This is a genomic window from Knoellia sp. p5-6-4 (assembly GCF_029222705.1).
In the GTDB taxonomy this organism is placed as follows: domain Bacteria; phylum Actinomycetota; class Actinomycetes; order Actinomycetales; family Dermatophilaceae; genus Pedococcus_A.
Window position 1 is genome coordinate 452,060 of the sequence record NZ_JARGZF010000001.1, and the last position, 15,251, is coordinate 467,310.

Sequence of the window (15,251 nt, forward strand, 5' to 3'; positions counted from 1 at the left end):
GACATGGCCGATCTGCAGTGCCCTGCCCGGATCATCCTGGCCCGCCACGGCGACGCCGCCACCCCGGACGGCGGTGGCCCGAGGTTGCTCACGTCGACGGGCGTCGACCAGTCCGAGCAGCTCGCGGGGCGGGTGCTCGAGCTGCGCGTGGCCGCGCTGTGGGCGAGCACCATGGAGCGGGCCCAGCAGACGGCCTCGATCGTCGGCGAACGCCTGGGCCTGCCGGTCGTGTCCGACGACCGCCTGCGCGAGCTCATCAACGACGATCGCTGGACGCCCCCGCTCTGCGACAAGGACGAGCCGGGCGACGTCTATGCGGCCTGGCTCGACGGTGACCTCGACGGCACCATCTTCGGGGAGACGGGACACGACGTCATCGCCCGGCTGCGAGACGTGGTGGAGGAGGTCGCCGACCGGTTCCGCGGCGAGGCCGTCCTGCTGGTGTCGCACGGCGGCATCATCGAGCTCGGGCTGAGCCATCTGTGCCGCAACGTGACGCCCTCGTTCGTCGACCGCCACCCGCTCGGCAACGGTGAGGCCGTCGAGGTGGAGGTGGACTCGTCGGGCTGGGTGTGCACGAGGTGGGCCGGAAAGCCCCTACCACTCCCTCTCTAGCAGGGGTTCTCGTCTCGTCCGGGCACTCGCGGCATGCCCGTGACAGACCCGTGGGGCTGGGTGGCGACGCGCGCTCGGTCCCAGCCCCACGGCATACCCCTGCTTGTCCCCCTGCTCCTTCCCCTGATCCCCGTCAGGCGTTCTTGGCGGCGGTGAAGCCCTGCTCGAGGTCGGCGATGATGTCGTCGATGTGCTCGATGCCCACGGCGAGGCGAACGAGGCCGGGCGTCACGCCGGCGGCGAGGCGGTCCTCGTCGGGCCCCTGTGAGTGCGTCGTGGACGCCGGGTGGATCGCCAGCGATCGGACGTCGCCGATGTTGGCCACGTGGCTGTGCAGCGTGAGGGCCTCGACGAAGCGCTTGCCCGCCTCCAGGCCACCCTTGATCTCGAAGGCGAGCACGGCGCCGGCACCCTTGGGGGCGTAGGTCTTTGCTTTGGCGTAGCTCTCGTGCTCGGGCAGTGAGGCCCACACGACACGCTCGACCTGGTCGTTGCCCTGGAGGAACCTCGCGACCTGGTGGGTGTTCTCGAGGTGTCGGTCGAGGCGAAGGCTGAGCGTCTCGATGCCCTGCGCGATGAGGAAGGCGTTGAACGGGGAGATGGCCGCACCGAGGTCGCGCAGCAGCTGCACCCGTGCCTTGAGGATGAAGGCGAGGTTGGCGCCAAGCGCGCTGCCGACCCCGAGGTCCCGCGCGAACACCAGCCCGTGGTAGCTCTCCTCGGGGGTGTTGTAGTTGGGGAACTTCTCGGGATCCCTGCCGTAGTCGAAGGTGCCACCGTCGACGATGACCCCTGCGATCGAGGTGCCGTGTCCCCCAAGGTATTTCGTCGCGGAGTGCACGACCACATCCGCGCCCCACTCGAGCGGGCGGATGAGGTAGGGCGTGGCGATCGTGTTGTCGACGACGAGGGGGACGCCGTTGTCGTGGGCGACCTTTGCCACGGCCTGTATGTCGAGCACCTCGGACTTGGGGTTCGAGATGGTCTCGGCGAAGAACAGCTTCGTGTTGGGCCGCACCGCCGCCTTCCAGGACTCGACGTCGTTGGGGTCGTCGACGAAGGTGACCTGGAGCCCGAACTTCGGCAGCGTGTGCTTGAGCAGGTTGAAGGTGCCGCCGTAGAGGCTTGGGCTGGCGACGACGTGGTCGCCGGCTTCGGCGATGTTGAGGATCGCGAGGGTCTCGGCGGCCTGGCCCGAAGCCACGAGGAGCGCGCCGACGCCGCCCTCGAGGGAGGCGATGCGCTGCTCCACCGCGTCCTGCGTCGGGTTCATGATGCGGGTGTAGATGTTGCCGAACTCCTTGAGCGCAAAGAGGTTCGCAGCGTGGTCGGTGTCCTTGAAGACGTAGGACGTGGTCTGGTAGATCGGCAGCGCGCGGGCGCCGGTTGCGGCGTCGGGTTCCTGTCCCACGTGGATCTGCCGGGTCTCGAAGGACCAGTTCGGGGTGTCGCTCATCGGTGGTGTCCTCTCACATCAGGTTCGGTATGCCGTGTGTGCACGAGTCGGGGCTTGCGCCCGAGACGCCCGTCGGACTGCGGTCGTCGTACGTGCCGGAGCCCTTGGGGCGTCACCGACGGCGGTGATGAGCACCGTCGGTGACGGTGCGGGACACGTGATGAGGTCTCCCGCGCTTGCGATCGACGTCATGCCGCTCGCCAGGTCTTCACCCGGGGCACCCCACCGCGGTTGGAGGGTTGCCGGCCAGCGAGCCGGGGCTTGGCGCTGGCACTCATGACCTGCCGTGATGATAGGCATAACTCTCAGACGCAGTGCACGCCTGTCTCTCATGGCGGACGGTGCAATCGGGTGGCGCGCGGGCTTCAGTGGGCACAGGCTCCTCGTGGGGACACCTCACAGGGGATGCAGAGGTGCCGGCCCCACAACACGGGGACCGGTCCCCTCTGCACTTGACGTCGTTTCGGACGTGACGTGACCCGAAGCCGCCCCCACTCGTTGGCCCAGGTGGGAGCCAGTCGGCGAGACACGGCTGTGGAAAGACCAAATGGTCCCAATGCGACAGATCCGTAGACTCGGCTCCACAGTGTGCTGTGAAGGGCAGCGCCCTCCAAGGGTCGAGATGGGGAGAGTTTTGGCCGGATACGCGAGAGCCACAGTCTTCGGTGTCGGCGTTGCCGCGGCGCTTGCGTTGGCGGGCTGCAGTGACGGTGCCGGCGCGCAAACGGGGCCCACCTCCTCGGGACCGTCGAGCAGCGCGACGACGAGCGCGACGGTGTCCAGCTCGGCCACGACGTCTCCGCCCTCGCCCACTGCCGCCGTCAGCATTCCCGCCGCGGCGCGTCAGCACACAGAGGAAGGCGCCAAAGCCTTCGCGAAGTTCTATCTACTGACCTATTCCAAGTCGGCGTTTAGCGCGGACGCGGCCTCCCTTGAAGCCCTTAGTAGCGACTCGTGCGGAGGCTGCAAGTCGCTCATAGACCTCGTCAATGGTTATCGCGCGAAGAACCAGCACGTTGATCGGGTTGCGCTGACGGTGGACACAACCATGCTGCGCCCCGAGGGAACGTCCGAGCGACCGGTTGTAGACGTGCTGGCGAAAGATGCACGAAAGCAAGTGCTGAACGCCGACGGCAGCGTGGCGAAGGTGGTGGCGGCGGCCAGCATCAACTTCAGACTGACTATGCGCTGGGATGACAACAACTGGGAAGTCGATGACCTGCGGGTTGCACAATGACGTCGCGGCTGTTGGCATCTGCAACGGCAGTGGTCCTGTCTGGTGCAGCCGTAACCTCGACGGCAGGGCCTGCGAGCGCCGGAGGAGTTCCTACGCCACCTCCACCCGCAACTGAGGTCACCAACGACACCATCGGTGCGGTCACTGCAGATGGGTTCATGACTCCTGTCCAGCCAGCGACACCGAAGAATTCGGCCAATGCCGAGCCTGCCCGCAACGGAGACAAGCCTGCATACGAGTACCGACTCACGCTGGCTTGTGGCTCGAACCGCGTTCGGAGCATGGAGGGCAGCAGTGACGTCACGAACTGCTCGTACGCCCTGACCGCCTGTCGATATCGCACTCCCCCTTCGGACAAGCCGCTGTACTACCTCTGGCGTCGCACGGCAGAGCCGGCGAACAGCCCATGGCAACTCGTCGGTGACATGTGCGGGACCGAGGCCGCCCCTGCGGCCGCTGCGCCTCCGCCCATCCCCACGATGGGGCAGATTCAACAGGCATTTCGCCGCCTGCCTTTCTCGAGGCCGACGGTTCGCATCGAGCCCAAGGGCAACGTCACCCTGGTCAACCTCCCGACCTTCTACGAGGGGACCTGGCCGAGTGACAGCGGCCTGCAGCCCGGCGAGGTCAGCAAGCCCGTTCAGCTCCTGTCCTGGTCGGTGGAGTTCAAGATCGACTCAGAGTCCTACAACTTCCACTACGGCGACGGCTCCTCCTCCGGCACCGTGAAGGACGCCGGTGGCGGCTACCCCGACGGCAGCGTCAAGCACACCTACACCCAGCCGATCGAGGCCGCTCAGGTCCGCGTCGACTCACGGCTGACCGGACAGTTCCGCGTGAACGGCGGCGACTGGATCGACATCGACACCGTCGCAGACCTGCAGAACGAGCCCGTCACCACGCTCGAGGTCCGTGAGGCCAAGGCGCGCCTGTACACCAACTGAGGATTCAGGGGTGCGTAAGCGGTGCCCCGGTACGCAGGGCTATGACGACGTCGTGGATCGCTCGGGTGACGGCTGCGGCGTGGACCGGGTCCTCCACAAAGCCAGCGTGGGTCGCCCCTGCGACGACCCGATGAAGGCTGTTGGCGGACAGCCTGACTGTCTGGTTCTGGTCAGCCATCCACCCCTTGGAGTTTCCGCGTTCGGCCGTCAGGACGATCAGTGGCTTCGCATCGAGGCTGCGCAGGCTCCCCGCCTCAGCCGCGGATCGACTTGCGACGCCGTACTCATCGAGGACTCCGGCCATTCCCTTCGCGGTGGCGGCGGTGGCACGGGCATCGTCCCGGTACTGCGGCGGTAGATCCGAGTAACTGGTGTCGGCGAGGATCCGACCAAGCCCGAGCCGAGAGGTCGTCGCGAACAACGTGGACGCGTGCTTCACAAGGCTGTACGAACCCGCTTTGGGTTGGGAGACGGGCTTGTTGTTGGCGGCGGTGGAGTCGACCAGGACGAGTCCGGCAACCTCGTCGGGATACATCGCGGCATACGTCCGCACGTACAGTCCGCCGAAGGAATGCCCGGCCAGCACGTACGGACCCGGAACATGTGCGCGGTCCAGCAGCGCATGGAGGTCTGTGGCGATCTGCGCACCATCGGGCGGACTCGCAGCAGGATCGCTCCAACCACGCCCCGCTCGGTCGTACACGCAGACCCGGCTGTCACGGGCCACCGCGGGAGCGATCAACCCCATCGACGCCGCCGAGCCGCCCGCACCGGGCTCGAGAATCACGGTCGGGCCGTCAGAGCCAGTGCAATCCAAGTGGAGTCGGTACGGTCCCACGTCGACGAGCTGCCCGCGCATGGCAACCGTCGGTGCGGTGGACTGGCTTATCCTCTCGTAGGCCCCGCCCAAGGCGAGGAGCACCAGGACGACCAACACCGGGTTCAGCAGCCACACCCTGGCCCGGCTGTGCATGTCGCGCCTGGCGCGGGTCCATGCCCAGACCACCAAGACCAGCAGCGCGGGCGGCCAGACCCATCCCAGCGCGTCCACCACGGGGTCGGGGGCCACGAGCACCATCACCCCAGCCACCGCCATGAAGACCGCGGGCGATACGGCCCAGCGTTGTGGCTGCTCGGTGAACCGAGTGGACAGCACCGCCAACAGCGCCCACCCGATCGCAAAGCCGAACAGCACCATCGCAGCGGAGAAGTTCACGTCCACCGCGCCCACGGGTAGGAACGGAAGGACGAACGCCGCTACGAGACCGGCAGCCAGCGACCCGACCACGACACCACCGAGATGCCTGCGCCGTGACCCTGGCCCAGCGGCAGCAACCCGGGCGGCGTCCGAGGTCTCGGACGCACTTCGCTGGGTCATGACGGATCCTCTCCCCTTGGTCGGGTCCACGCCCCCATCGAGCATGCGCCCCGGCGGCGCGAACCCGGAATAGCCCAACCGGGCCCACGCGGTGCCATCCGGAACGCATCGCCGGGATATGCCAGCAGCAGGGACTGAGATCGCCTTGCCACAGCCCAAGCGGCCAGTCTCCGCGCTGCCGGCTCGGCCCCCGGCAGCGTCACCAACCCGGTGTGGCTCAGCGGGACCGGTAGCGCGCGTAGATCAGCCCGCTGCCGAAGGCACGCTCCTCGACCAGCTCGAGATCGAGGCGCACCCCGCTGGGGAAGAACCGCTTGCCGCCGCCGACCACACTCGTGGTGATGAACAGGTGGTACTCGTCCACCAGGCCGGCCGCGATCGCCTGGGCCGCGAGGTTCGGGCCGTCGACGGTGAGGTCATGATCAGCCTCGGCCTTGAGCTCGCGCACCGCGTCAGGGTCGAACGTCCGCACGATCCTGGTCTTCTCGCTCGACACCGACTCCAGCGTCGTCGAGTACACGATCTTCTGCGCCGCCTGCCAGTCGCGCGCGTAGTGCAGGATGTGCGGCGGCACGTCGGGCAGTGTGTGCGCGGTCTCCCAGTAGACCATCGTCTCGTACATCCGTCGGCCGTAGAGGTACGTGCCGACGGGACGGAAGAGGTCGCCGATGAAGGTGTGCACCTCCCGGTCCTCGGCCCCGAAGCCGAGGTCGCCCTCCGCCGGCTCGGCGTAGCCGTCGAGCGAGGTGATCATCGAGTAGATGAGCTTTGCCATGCGTCTCCTCCGGGTACGAGCGCGTCAGCCTGCCAGCGGTCCTGCAGGCTTCGACCTCCGCACGACCCGGAACTCATCGTTGCCCACCTACGACCTCTGGTCACACCGTCATCCCCGGAGAATCGAGCCCTGCACTCCCATTGCATCGAGGAGCGCCCTGAGGCCGCGCTCAACTGGCATCTCTCAGAACCCGCCCGACCGTTGACAGCACGAGCACTTCTGGCCCCGCTACGTTGCCGCAATGGGTGGCGACAGCGGCGAGCCCCGAAGACGTCGTGCTTGCCATGGCGGCAGCGGGCCACGAGGCGACGTTCAACACCCTCCTTCTTCTGACCGGCGAAGAAGACATCGCGGCCCTCCGAGTCTGGCGCGGCGAACATGCTCCACGAGGTTGCCGACGTGGTCGAGGAGAGTCGCTTCGCCGACATCGCCTCCGAGCTCGACAACCCGGAAGGACCGGGTCTCCCCGCTCCCGGCGGGCAGGTCGACGCCGCCACCATCACCATCGGCGCCGGCTTCACACTCCTACGCCTGACAGGGCGTATCGACGAAGACGGTCGACTCCAGACGCTCAGGGCCCTGGACGTCCTCATCCATCGCTACGACTCACCCCCACAGCTCGTCCGCCAGCGCAGGGATCTCGAGTCCTGGGCGGGATGAAGATCCGAGCCGCTTGGTGCACCCGTAGCCGGATCGTTCAGGGACGACCCACGACCTGCCGCACCAGACGGGCGATCTCGACGTCCTCGCGGGCCTCCACCACCGCGACGGCCACCGAGCTCTCAGGAGCGTGGACCAGCGCGTCGAGCTCGGGGGCCTCGTTGTCCGACGCCGAGACCCGCGCGCCCGTGAAGCCCAACCCGGCGATAGCCCGGATCCGGATCGAGGCCGCGTTCTCCCCCACCCCACCGGTGAAGGTGATGGCGTCGACACCACCGAGCGACGCGACCATCGCGCCCATCTCGCGCACCAGCCGGTGCACGTAGACGTCGATGGCCGCCGAGGCCTCCTCGTCACCCGCCTCGGCCCTCGAGAGCACCTCCGCCTGGTCCGCGCTGCCGGCCAGGGCCTTCACGCCCGACTCGTGCTCCAGCCCCTCGTTCACCTCGTCCGCGGACAGCCCGCCCTCGCGCAGCAGCCACAGCACCATGCCGGGATCAACGGTCCCCGACCGCGTCGCCATCACCAGTCCCTCGAGCGGCGTGAACCCCATCGTCGTGTCGACACTGCGACCGCCCGCCACCGCGCACAGCGACGCCCCCGCCCCGAGGTGGCAGGTCACGATCCTCAACGAGGAGAGCGGCCGGTCCAGCAGGTCAGCCGTGCGCTGCGCGGCATACGCGTGCGAGAGCCCGTGGAAGCCGAACCGGCGCAGCGGCCACCGCTCCCGCCACACCGCCGGCACGGCATACGTCGAAGCGGCTGCGGGCAGCGTGCCGTGGAAGGCGGTGTCGAAGCACGCCACTGAGGGAACGTCGCCGAACGCCTTGCGGGCGGCGTCGATCCCCGCCAGCGCCCGCGGCTGGTGCAGCGGCGCGAGCGAGGTCAGCGCCTCGATCTGCGAGCGCACCGCGTCGTCCACCACCACGGGGTCGGTCATGTCCGCGCCGTGGACGACCCGATGGCCGACCGCGTCGAAGGACCAGTCCCCGGCCACGGAGTGCAGCACCGAGGCGTCGCCGTCGTCCCAGTGGTCGATCTCGTGCTTGTCGACGATGGAGTCCGACTCGTCGAGCACGCTCAGCTTCAGGCTCGACGACCCGGCGTTGACGACCAGCACCCGGCCGATCGTCATGACTGCGGCCACGTCCAGTCGCGCACCTCCGGCATGTCCTCCCCGTGCTCGCGCACGTAGCGGTGGTGGCTCGAGCGCTTGTCCGCCATCTGCTGCCTCACCACCGCGGCCCTCGTCGCGAGGCCCGGCACGCGGTCGATGACGTCCATGACGAGCTTGAAGCGGTCCATGTCGTTCATCACCACCATGTCGAACGGCGTTGTGGTGGTGCCCTCCTCCTTGTAGCCGCGCACGTGCAGGTTGTCGTGGTTGGTGCGCCGGTACGTCAAGCGGTGGATCAGCCAGGGATAGCCGTGGTAGGCGAAGATGATCGGCTTGTCGGAGGTGAAGATCGCGTCGAACTCGGCGTCCGGCAGCCCGTGCGGGTGCTCGCTCGCCGACTGCAGCTTCATGAGGTCGACCACGTTCACGACGCGCACGCGCAGGTCCGGCAGGTACTGACGCAACAGGTCGGCCGCCGCGAGCGTCTCCAGCGTCGGCACGTCCCCGGCGCACGCCAGCACCACCTCGGGCGACCCCTCGTCGTTGCTCGCCCAGTCCCACACGCCGATGCCACGGGTGCAGTGCGCTGCCGCGTCGTCGACCGTGAGCCAGTTCGGCTGCAGCTGCTTGCCGGCCACGACGACGTTGACGTAGTCGCGGCTGCGCAGGCAGTGGTCGGCCACCGACAGCAGACAGTTGCCGTCCGGTGGCAGGTAGACCCGGATGACCTCAGCCTTCTTGTTCACCACGTGGTCGATGAACCCCGGGTCCTGGTGCGAGAAGCCGTTGTGGTCCTGCCGCCACACGTGCGAGGTGAGCAGGTAGTTCAGCGACGGGATCGAGGCCCGCCACTCGATCTGCTGCGTCGTCTTCAGCCACTTGGCGTGCTGGTTGAACATCGAGTCGATGATGTGGATGAACGCCTCGTAGCAGCTGAACAGGCCGTGCCGACCGGTCAGCAGGTAGCCCTCGAGCCACCCCTGGCACAGGTGCTCGGACAGCACCTCCATGACCCGCCCGTCCGGGGCGAGGTGCTCATCGGTCGGCAGCACGTCGGCGTTCCACGTCTTGTTGGTCACCTCGAAGACGGCCGACAGCCGGTTCGAGGCGGTCTCGTCCGGCCCGAACAGCCGGAAGTTGCTCATGTTGCGGCGCATCACCTCGGCGAGGAACCCGCCCAGCACCCGCGTCGCCTCGGCCTCGCTGCCTCCAGGTCGGGGCACCTCCACCCCGAAGGCGCGGAAGTCCGGCAGGTCGAGGTCGACCGTCAACCGACCACCGTTGGCGTGCGGGTTGGCGCCCATCCGGCGCTCCCCTTTCGGCGCCCAGTCCTGCAGCAGCTGCACCGGCCGGCCGTCGGCGTCGAAGAGCTCCTCGGGCCGGTAGCTGCGCAGCCAGCCCTCGAGCACCTCCATGTGCTCGGCGTTCCCGCGCACCGACGCCAGCGGCACCTGGTGCGAGCGCCAGGTGCCCTGCACCTGCACGCCGTCGACCTTGTCCGGCCCCGTCCAGCCCTTGGGCGTCTTGAGGACGATCATCGGCCACAGCACCTCGGGGTCCCCCGGCGTCGGCGTCGAGCCGTCCTCCGAGCGGGCCTGCTGCTGGATGGCGCGGATCTCGTCGAGCACCGTGTCGAGGGTCGCGGCCATGTCGTGGTGCACCTGGGTCGGGTCGTCGCCCTCGACGAGGTAGGGCTTCCACCCACACCCCTCGAGCAGCTTCGCGAGGGCGTCGTCACCGATGCGAGAGAGCACCGTCGGGTTCGCGATCTTGTAGCCGTTGAGGTGCAGGATCGGCAGCACCGCACCGTCGCGCGCCGCGTCGAGGAACCGCGTCGACTGCCACGACGTCGCTAGCGCACCGGTCTCGGCCTCGCCGTCACCGACCACGCACGTCACGACGAGGTCGGCGTTGTCGAAGGCCGCACCGAAGGCGTGCGCCAGCGAGTACCCGAGCTCGCCGCCCTCGTGGATCGAGCCCGGCAGCTCGGGCGCCACATGGCTCGGGATGCCACCGGGGAACGAGAACTGGCGGAACAGCCGCTGCATCCCGCGCAGGTCCTGGCGGATCGAGGGGTAGGCGTCGCTGTAGCTGCCCTCGAGCCAGGCGTTCGACGCGATCGCCGGGCCGCCGTGCCCTGGGCCGATGATGTAGATCATGTCGAGGTCGCGCTCCCGGATCACCCGGTTGCAGTGTGCGTAGATGAGGTTGAGCCCGGGCGTGGTGCCCCAGTGCCCCAGGAGCCGCGGCTTGATGTGCTCGGGCGCCAGCGGCTCCTTCAGCAGCGGGTTGTCCAGCAGGTAGATCTGCCCGACGGACAGGTAGTTGGTCGCCCGGAAGTACGCGTCGACCCCCTCCAGCGCCTTCTCGTCGAGTGTCGCCCCGTGCTCGCCTGCCGTGACCCTGCGCATCAACGCTCCTCACTCACCCCCGGACACCGCGCGGACGCGCGACGCCGTATGCCGTGCAGCCCACCCTGTCAGGGGTCACCGCGCGGGGCCACAGGACTTCCGACCCGTCCGGATTTGTCCGGGACGGTGACGTGCCTGCGGGTCGCCTGTTTGGATGGGTGCATGGCCATCGAAGGTGAGTACGTCCCGAGCCCACGCGGCTGGGTCCGCGAGCAGGTCGAGACGATCGAGGCGGAGGGCACCACCCGCGCGGTGCACATCATGAACCGCCCCGTCGTGCTGCTCACGATGTTGGGGGTGTCGGGCAAGGTGCGGAAGGTGCCGCTCATGCGGGTCGAGCACGAGGGCGTGTATGCCGCCGTGGCCAGCCAGGGCGGCGCGCCAGAGCACCCGAAGTGGTACGCCAACCTCCGCAAGAACCCGGTGATCGACCTCCAAGACGACACGAGGACGTGGACCGCCCGGGCCCGGGAGATCCACGGCGCCGAGCGTGAGGAGTGGTGGCAGCGCTGCGTCGAGGCCTACCCGCCATATGCGGAGTACCAGCAGAAGACCAACCGGATGATCCCCGTGCTGCTGCTCGAGCCCCACCCGGAAGACGACGCGCAGAGCCCCTCCCACCGGCGATGAGGACGGCCGGTCGCACCGGTCTGTCCATGGTGTAGAGCCGACAAGGACCTCGCGAAGGAGGCCGTCATGGACGTCGAGTTCACCGCCACCCTGCAGAGGAGCCCAGCCCCTGGTGGGTGGACCTACCTCATCTGGCCGGAGTCCGCCAGCTACTTCGGCACGCGCGGCCTGGTGAAGGTGCGCGGCACCGTCGACGGCGAGCCGTTCGAGAGCGCCTTCATGGCCCTCGGCGACGGCAACCACAAGCTGCCCGTCAAGGCCTCGGTCCGCCGGGCGATCGGCAAGCAGGCCGGCGACGAGGTCACCGTGCAGCTCCTCGAGCGGCTCAGCGGGTCGGCTGCCGCGTCCGGTTGAGCCACCACAGCCCGAGGACGGGCAGCACCAGCGGCACGTAGCCGTAGCCGGACCCGAAGTGCGACCACACCGTCTTGTCGGGGAACGCCTCGGGCACGACGTAGGACGCCAGCCCGACGACGAGCACCCCGACCAGCTCGATGAGGATCGCCGCCAGGGCGACCCGCCAGGAGGTGCGGCTCCCCCGGGCCAACGCCACGGTGGCCACGATGTAGACCACCGCCGCCAGCGCGGAGAGCAGGTAGGCCACGGGTGCTCGCGAGAAGTACTCGCTGATCTGCAGCACCGAGCGGCCGGTCGCGGCCAGGGCCAGCACGGCGTACACCGCCACCAGCACGACCCCGGGACCCGACCGCGTGCTCGTGCTGGCCTCAGCCATGGAGGTCCCAGATCTGCTGCAGGCGGCCGGTCATGATCGCCACCGCGAAGGCGCCCGCGGCGATGACGCCCATCGCCCAGCGGGTCTTCTCCTTGATCGCGAGCAACGCGACGGCCGGCGGGATGAAGGGCAGCGTGAGCCCGTATGCCGCGTACGTCGCCTTCTCGGCGCCGCCCCCGCCCACGTCGCCCACGGTCACGAGCACCACCACAGCCTGGACCAGCAGGCCGAGCTCGAGCAGGCCCGCGACAAGCAGCAGCCGGTCGTCGATCAGCCGGTCACGCCACGCGTACCAGCCGGCCATCAGGGCCAGGGCTGCCGAGACGGCGTAGATGGCGACGGTCAGGGGGAACAGCACGCGGGCAAGGCTATCCGGCACCGGTGTGCGCAGCGGTGGCCGGGCAGCGCACCCGGTCGCTGGCCCAGGCGGCCGGCGGGTTCAGGCCGAGAGCTGCGCCTCGTCGAGGGTGTCGCGCAGCGCCTCGAGCAGGACGTCGATCTCGTCCTCGGTCGCCACCAGCGGGGGCGCGAGCCGGATCGTCGAACCGTGGGTGTCCTTGGCCAGCACCCCGCGCTCGAGCAGGCCCTCGCAGAGCTCGCGTCCGCTGAGCAGCGCGGGATCGACGTCGACCCCGGCCCACAGGCCGCGCACTCGGATGCCGACCACGCCCTGGCCGACGAGCTCGCGCAGGCCGGCCTCCAGCCGCTGCCCCAGCACCATGGCGCGCTGCTGGTACTCCCCCGTCTGCAGCATGGCGACCACCTCGCTGCCCACGGCTGCGGCCAGGGGGTTGCCGCCGAAGGTCGAGCCGTGGCTGCCCGGGGTGATGACGCCGAGCACCTCGGCGTCGGCCGCGATCGCCGAGACCGGGTAGAGGCCGCCGCCGAGCGCCTTCCCGAGGATGTAGATGTCGGGCTTGACGCCCTCGTGGTCGCAGGCGAACGTCGTGCCGGCGCGCCCGAGGCCCGACTGCACCTCGTCGGCGACCATGAGGATGTCGCGCTCCCGGCACAGGGTCCGCAGGTCCCGGAGGAAGCCGTCCGGCGGGATGATGACGCCACCCTCCCCCTGCACCGGCTCGAAGAGCACGGCGACGGTGGTCTCGTCGACCGCGTTGGCGATGGCGTCGATGTCGCCGTACTTCACGCGGGGGAACCCGGGCGTGAACGGGCCGTAGTCGGCGGTCGCCACGTGGTCGGTCGAGAAGCTGATGATCGTGGTGGTCCGGCCGTGGAAGTTGCCGTCCATGGTGATGATGCTGGCGCGGTCGGCGGGGACACCCTTGACCTGGTAGCCCCACCTGCGGCTGACCTTGATCGCGGTCTCGACGGCCTCGGCCCCGGTGTTCATCGGGAGCACCATGTCCTTGCCGCAGAGTGACGCGAGGTCGCGCGCGAAGGGCCCGAACTGGTCGTTGTAGAACGCCCGGCTCGTCAGGGTGAGCTTCTGGAGCTGCTCGGCAGCCCGGGCGACGAGCCGCGGGTGGCAGTGCCCGAAGTTGAGGGCCGAGTATCCGGCCAGGCAGTCGAGGTAGCGCCGGCCCTCCACGTCGGTGACCCAGCAGCCCTCGCCCTTCTCGAGGACCACCGGCAGCGGGTGGTAGTTGTGCGCGGCGTAGCGTTCGGTGAGCTCGATGTGCTCAGCCGACGAGTGCCTCACGGGTCAGCCCACCGGACGCTCGAACGTGACGAGCACACCCTCCGTGCCACCGGGCCCCACCCGGCCCTTGACCTCGGCCGAGGTGATGGCCTTCACCCGCCAGCCCTGGGACGCCCACTCGTTGAGCACCTTCTCGAGCTTGTCGGCGGACATCTTTCCCCCGATGAGGCCTTCGCGAAGCTGCACGACCTTGTACTCGTATCGCATGAGCCGACACTAACCGCCGCCGGCGCACACCGCCCGGGCCTTTCGGACTGTCGGCCATCGACTCACCGCACGCCGCGCCGGAAGCCAGCCACGCCCCGGACATGCCGGTCGCCCCGCCGGGGTGGGCGGGGTGTGGGGCGGGGTGGTCAGAGGTGCCAGGTGACGTGGGTGGCGGTGATGGTGCAGGTCAGGTCGCGGTCGTGGACGAGAGTGTGGTGCCGTCCGCAGAGCAGGGCGGTGTTGGTCAGTGCGGTCTCGCCGTTCTGCCACCAGGGGACGCCGTGGTGGGCGTCGCACCACTGGGCCGGCACGGTGCAGCCCGGGTAGGTGCAGCCGGTGTCGCGCAGCCAGGCGGCGAGGCGGATGGCGGGGGTGACCAGGCGTTTGCGGCGGCCGACGTCGAGCAGCTCGCTTCTGGTGCCCAGGACGGCGGGGATCAGGTCGGCGTCGCAGGCCAGGCGGCGCACGGTGCCGGCGGTGAGCAGCTCCTGGCCGAGGGTGAGCCCGGCCCCGCGGGCGGCGCCGGTGAGCTGGTCCAGGCCCATGGTGACCACGAGGGCGGCCTTGCTGGTCCTGGGTGCCTTCCCGGGGGAGGAGACGCCGCGGCCGATGACGGCCAGCAGGGCGTCGGCGCGCCTCGCGGCGGGGGTGCGCAGGTCGGGGTCGTCCTTGGCCGGTCGGGGCCGGGCCAGGGGGTCGATGGCGGCGTCGAGGATGGCCGCCCCCTCGGGGTCGAGGACGATCCGGTAGCTGCTCATCCCGGCCGGACCGGGACTCTTGAACAGCGAGCGTGCGGCCCGGCGGCGTTCCTCGAGGTGCTCGGCGTCGCGCTCGGGCCGCAGCAGCGCACTCGCGTGCCGGATCGCGATGGCGAGCTGCTTGTCGGTCAGGGCCGGGGCGGCCTCAATGAGGGTGGCGGTGTCGGCGTCGAGCTGGTCGGGGTCGGCCAGCGGCGCGGCGCCGCGGTGGAAGCGGGCCAGCTGGGCCGCCTTGGGCAGGCTGATCGCACCGGACTCCACCCCGGCGGCCAGGGCCGCCAGCCGCCGGTCCCGGCACGCGTCGGCCACCACCTGCAGGGTGCCGGCGTGCCCGGCCGCCATGCCGGGCGCGGCCTGGGTGGCCCAGTCGAGCCCGGACCAGCCCTGCTCGCTGCCGAGCCCGCGGGAGCGGGCCTCGGCGACCACGGCGACCTGCTGCGCCTCCGCGCCCGCCCTCACCCGCTCGAGGTGGCCCAGGGTCTCGGCGACCTCGGCGTCCGACAGCGCCCACAGCTGCCCGGTCTGCGCCCCGGCCAGGGCGGCGTCGGCCGCCCTGGCCGGCGACAGCACCGGCCGGGTGCCGAACGCCGAGAGGCCTGCCGAGGTGGACATGCAGACAACGGTAGGGGCGACCACCGACAACCAAGTGAACCCGATGGCAACGGACTCC

16 protein-coding genes and 1 riboswitch are annotated in these 15,251 nt (G+C 69.6%); of the genes, 6 read left to right on the plus strand and 10 right to left on the minus strand.

Going from position 1 to position 15,251, the window contains the following annotated elements; translation table 11 throughout:
- Positions 1 to 3: 3 nt before the first annotated feature.
- Positions 4 to 615, plus strand: coding sequence for a histidine phosphatase family protein (locus P2F65_RS02175; protein ID WP_275803700.1), 612 nt, complete (start codon positions 4 to 6; stop codon positions 613 to 615).
- Positions 616 to 748: 133 nt separating this feature from the next.
- On the opposite strand, the gene P2F65_RS02180 is transcribed toward P2F65_RS02175, so the two are convergent.
- Positions 749 to 2,071, minus strand: a complete 1,323-nt coding sequence (locus tag P2F65_RS02180; protein WP_275803702.1) for a bifunctional o-acetylhomoserine/o-acetylserine sulfhydrylase — start codon at positions 2,069 to 2,071, stop codon at positions 749 to 751.
- A 167-nt stretch (positions 2,072 to 2,238) separates the two neighbouring features.
- Positions 2,239 to 2,353: riboswitch (SAM riboswitch) on the minus strand.
- 493 nt (positions 2,354 to 2,846) lie between these two features.
- Here P2F65_RS02180 and P2F65_RS02185 point away from each other — a divergent pair.
- Together P2F65_RS02185 and P2F65_RS02190 are read left to right on the plus strand one after the other, a co-directional pair.
- Positions 2,847 to 3,308, plus strand: a complete 462-nt coding sequence (locus tag P2F65_RS02185; protein ID WP_275803704.1) for a DUF6318 family protein — start codon at positions 2,847 to 2,849, stop codon at positions 3,306 to 3,308.
- 281 nt (positions 3,309 to 3,589) lie between these two features.
- The gene (locus tag P2F65_RS02190) at positions 3,590 to 4,252 is read left to right on the plus strand and encodes a hypothetical protein (protein WP_275803705.1); all 663 of its coding nucleotides are present in this window, start codon (positions 3,590 to 3,592) and stop codon (positions 4,250 to 4,252) included.
- 4 nt (positions 4,253 to 4,256) lie between these two features.
- Here P2F65_RS02190 and P2F65_RS02195 read toward each other — a convergent pair whose 3' ends face one another.
- Entirely contained in the window at positions 4,257 to 5,630 is a 1,374-nt protein-coding gene (locus P2F65_RS02195; protein WP_275803707.1) for an alpha/beta fold hydrolase, read from the minus strand.
- Positions 5,631 to 5,847: 217 nt separating this feature from the next.
- Complete coding sequence (locus P2F65_RS02200) at positions 5,848 to 6,405, minus strand: dihydrofolate reductase family protein (protein WP_275803709.1); 558 nt, start codon at positions 6,403 to 6,405, stop codon at positions 5,848 to 5,850.
- Positions 6,406 to 6,804: 399 nt separating this feature from the next.
- Here P2F65_RS02200 and P2F65_RS02205 point away from each other — a divergent pair, with 399 nt between their 5' ends.
- On the plus strand, positions 6,805 to 7,065 hold the full coding sequence (locus tag P2F65_RS02205; protein WP_275803711.1) for a hypothetical protein: 261 nt from the start codon (positions 6,805 to 6,807) through the stop codon (positions 7,063 to 7,065).
- 37 nt (positions 7,066 to 7,102) lie between these two features.
- On the opposite strand, the gene P2F65_RS02210 is transcribed toward P2F65_RS02205, so the two are convergent.
- Both P2F65_RS02210 and P2F65_RS02215 read right to left on the minus strand, forming a co-directional pair.
- A complete protein-coding gene (locus P2F65_RS02210; protein WP_275803713.1) occupies positions 7,103 to 8,212 on the minus strand; it encodes an acetate/propionate family kinase in 1,110 nt (369 codons plus the stop codon).
- The gene (locus tag P2F65_RS02215; protein ID WP_275803715.1) at positions 8,197 to 10,593 is read right to left on the minus strand and encodes a phosphoketolase family protein; all 2,397 of its coding nucleotides are present in this window, start codon (positions 10,591 to 10,593) and stop codon (positions 8,197 to 8,199) included. The genes P2F65_RS02210 and P2F65_RS02215 overlap by 16 nt, the downstream gene beginning before the upstream one ends.
- A 162-nt stretch (positions 10,594 to 10,755) precedes the next feature.
- On the opposite strand from P2F65_RS02215, the gene P2F65_RS02220 reads away from it, so the two are divergent.
- Both P2F65_RS02220 and P2F65_RS02225 read left to right on the plus strand, forming a co-directional pair.
- Positions 10,756 to 11,223: a nitroreductase family deazaflavin-dependent oxidoreductase gene (locus P2F65_RS02220; RefSeq protein WP_275803717.1), complete on the plus strand. Its 468-nt coding sequence runs from the start codon at positions 10,756 to 10,758 to the stop codon at positions 11,221 to 11,223.
- Between the two features lie 66 nt (positions 11,224 to 11,289).
- Entirely contained in the window at positions 11,290 to 11,577 is a 288-nt protein-coding gene (locus P2F65_RS02225; protein WP_275803719.1) for a DUF1905 domain-containing protein, read from the plus strand.
- Here P2F65_RS02225 and P2F65_RS02230 read toward each other — a convergent pair.
- The 5 genes from P2F65_RS02230 to P2F65_RS02250 form a co-directional block, all read right to left on the minus strand.
- The gene (locus P2F65_RS02230; RefSeq protein WP_275803721.1) at positions 11,549 to 11,956 is read right to left on the minus strand and encodes a hypothetical protein; all 408 of its coding nucleotides are present in this window, start codon (positions 11,954 to 11,956) and stop codon (positions 11,549 to 11,551) included. The two genes, P2F65_RS02225 and P2F65_RS02230, sit on opposite strands and share 29 nt — an antisense overlap.
- A complete protein-coding gene (locus tag P2F65_RS02235; RefSeq protein ID WP_275803724.1) occupies positions 11,949 to 12,314 on the minus strand; it encodes a hypothetical protein in 366 nt (121 codons plus the stop codon). Before P2F65_RS02235 ends, P2F65_RS02230 begins: the two co-directional genes overlap by 8 nt.
- A gap of 81 nt (positions 12,315 to 12,395) precedes the next feature.
- A complete protein-coding gene (rocD, locus tag P2F65_RS02240; RefSeq protein ID WP_275803726.1) occupies positions 12,396 to 13,616 on the minus strand; it encodes an ornithine--oxo-acid transaminase in 1,221 nt (406 codons plus the stop codon).
- Between the two features lie 3 nt (positions 13,617 to 13,619).
- Entirely contained in the window at positions 13,620 to 13,823 is a 204-nt protein-coding gene (locus tag P2F65_RS02245) for a DUF4177 domain-containing protein (protein ID WP_275803728.1), read from the minus strand.
- Between the two features lie 146 nt (positions 13,824 to 13,969).
- Positions 13,970 to 15,193 carry an HNH endonuclease signature motif containing protein gene (locus tag P2F65_RS02250; RefSeq protein ID WP_275803730.1) on the minus strand — a complete coding sequence of 408 codons (1,224 nt, stop codon included), beginning with the start codon at positions 15,191 to 15,193 and terminating at the stop codon, positions 13,970 to 13,972.
- Positions 15,194 to 15,251: the final 58 nt, after the last annotated feature.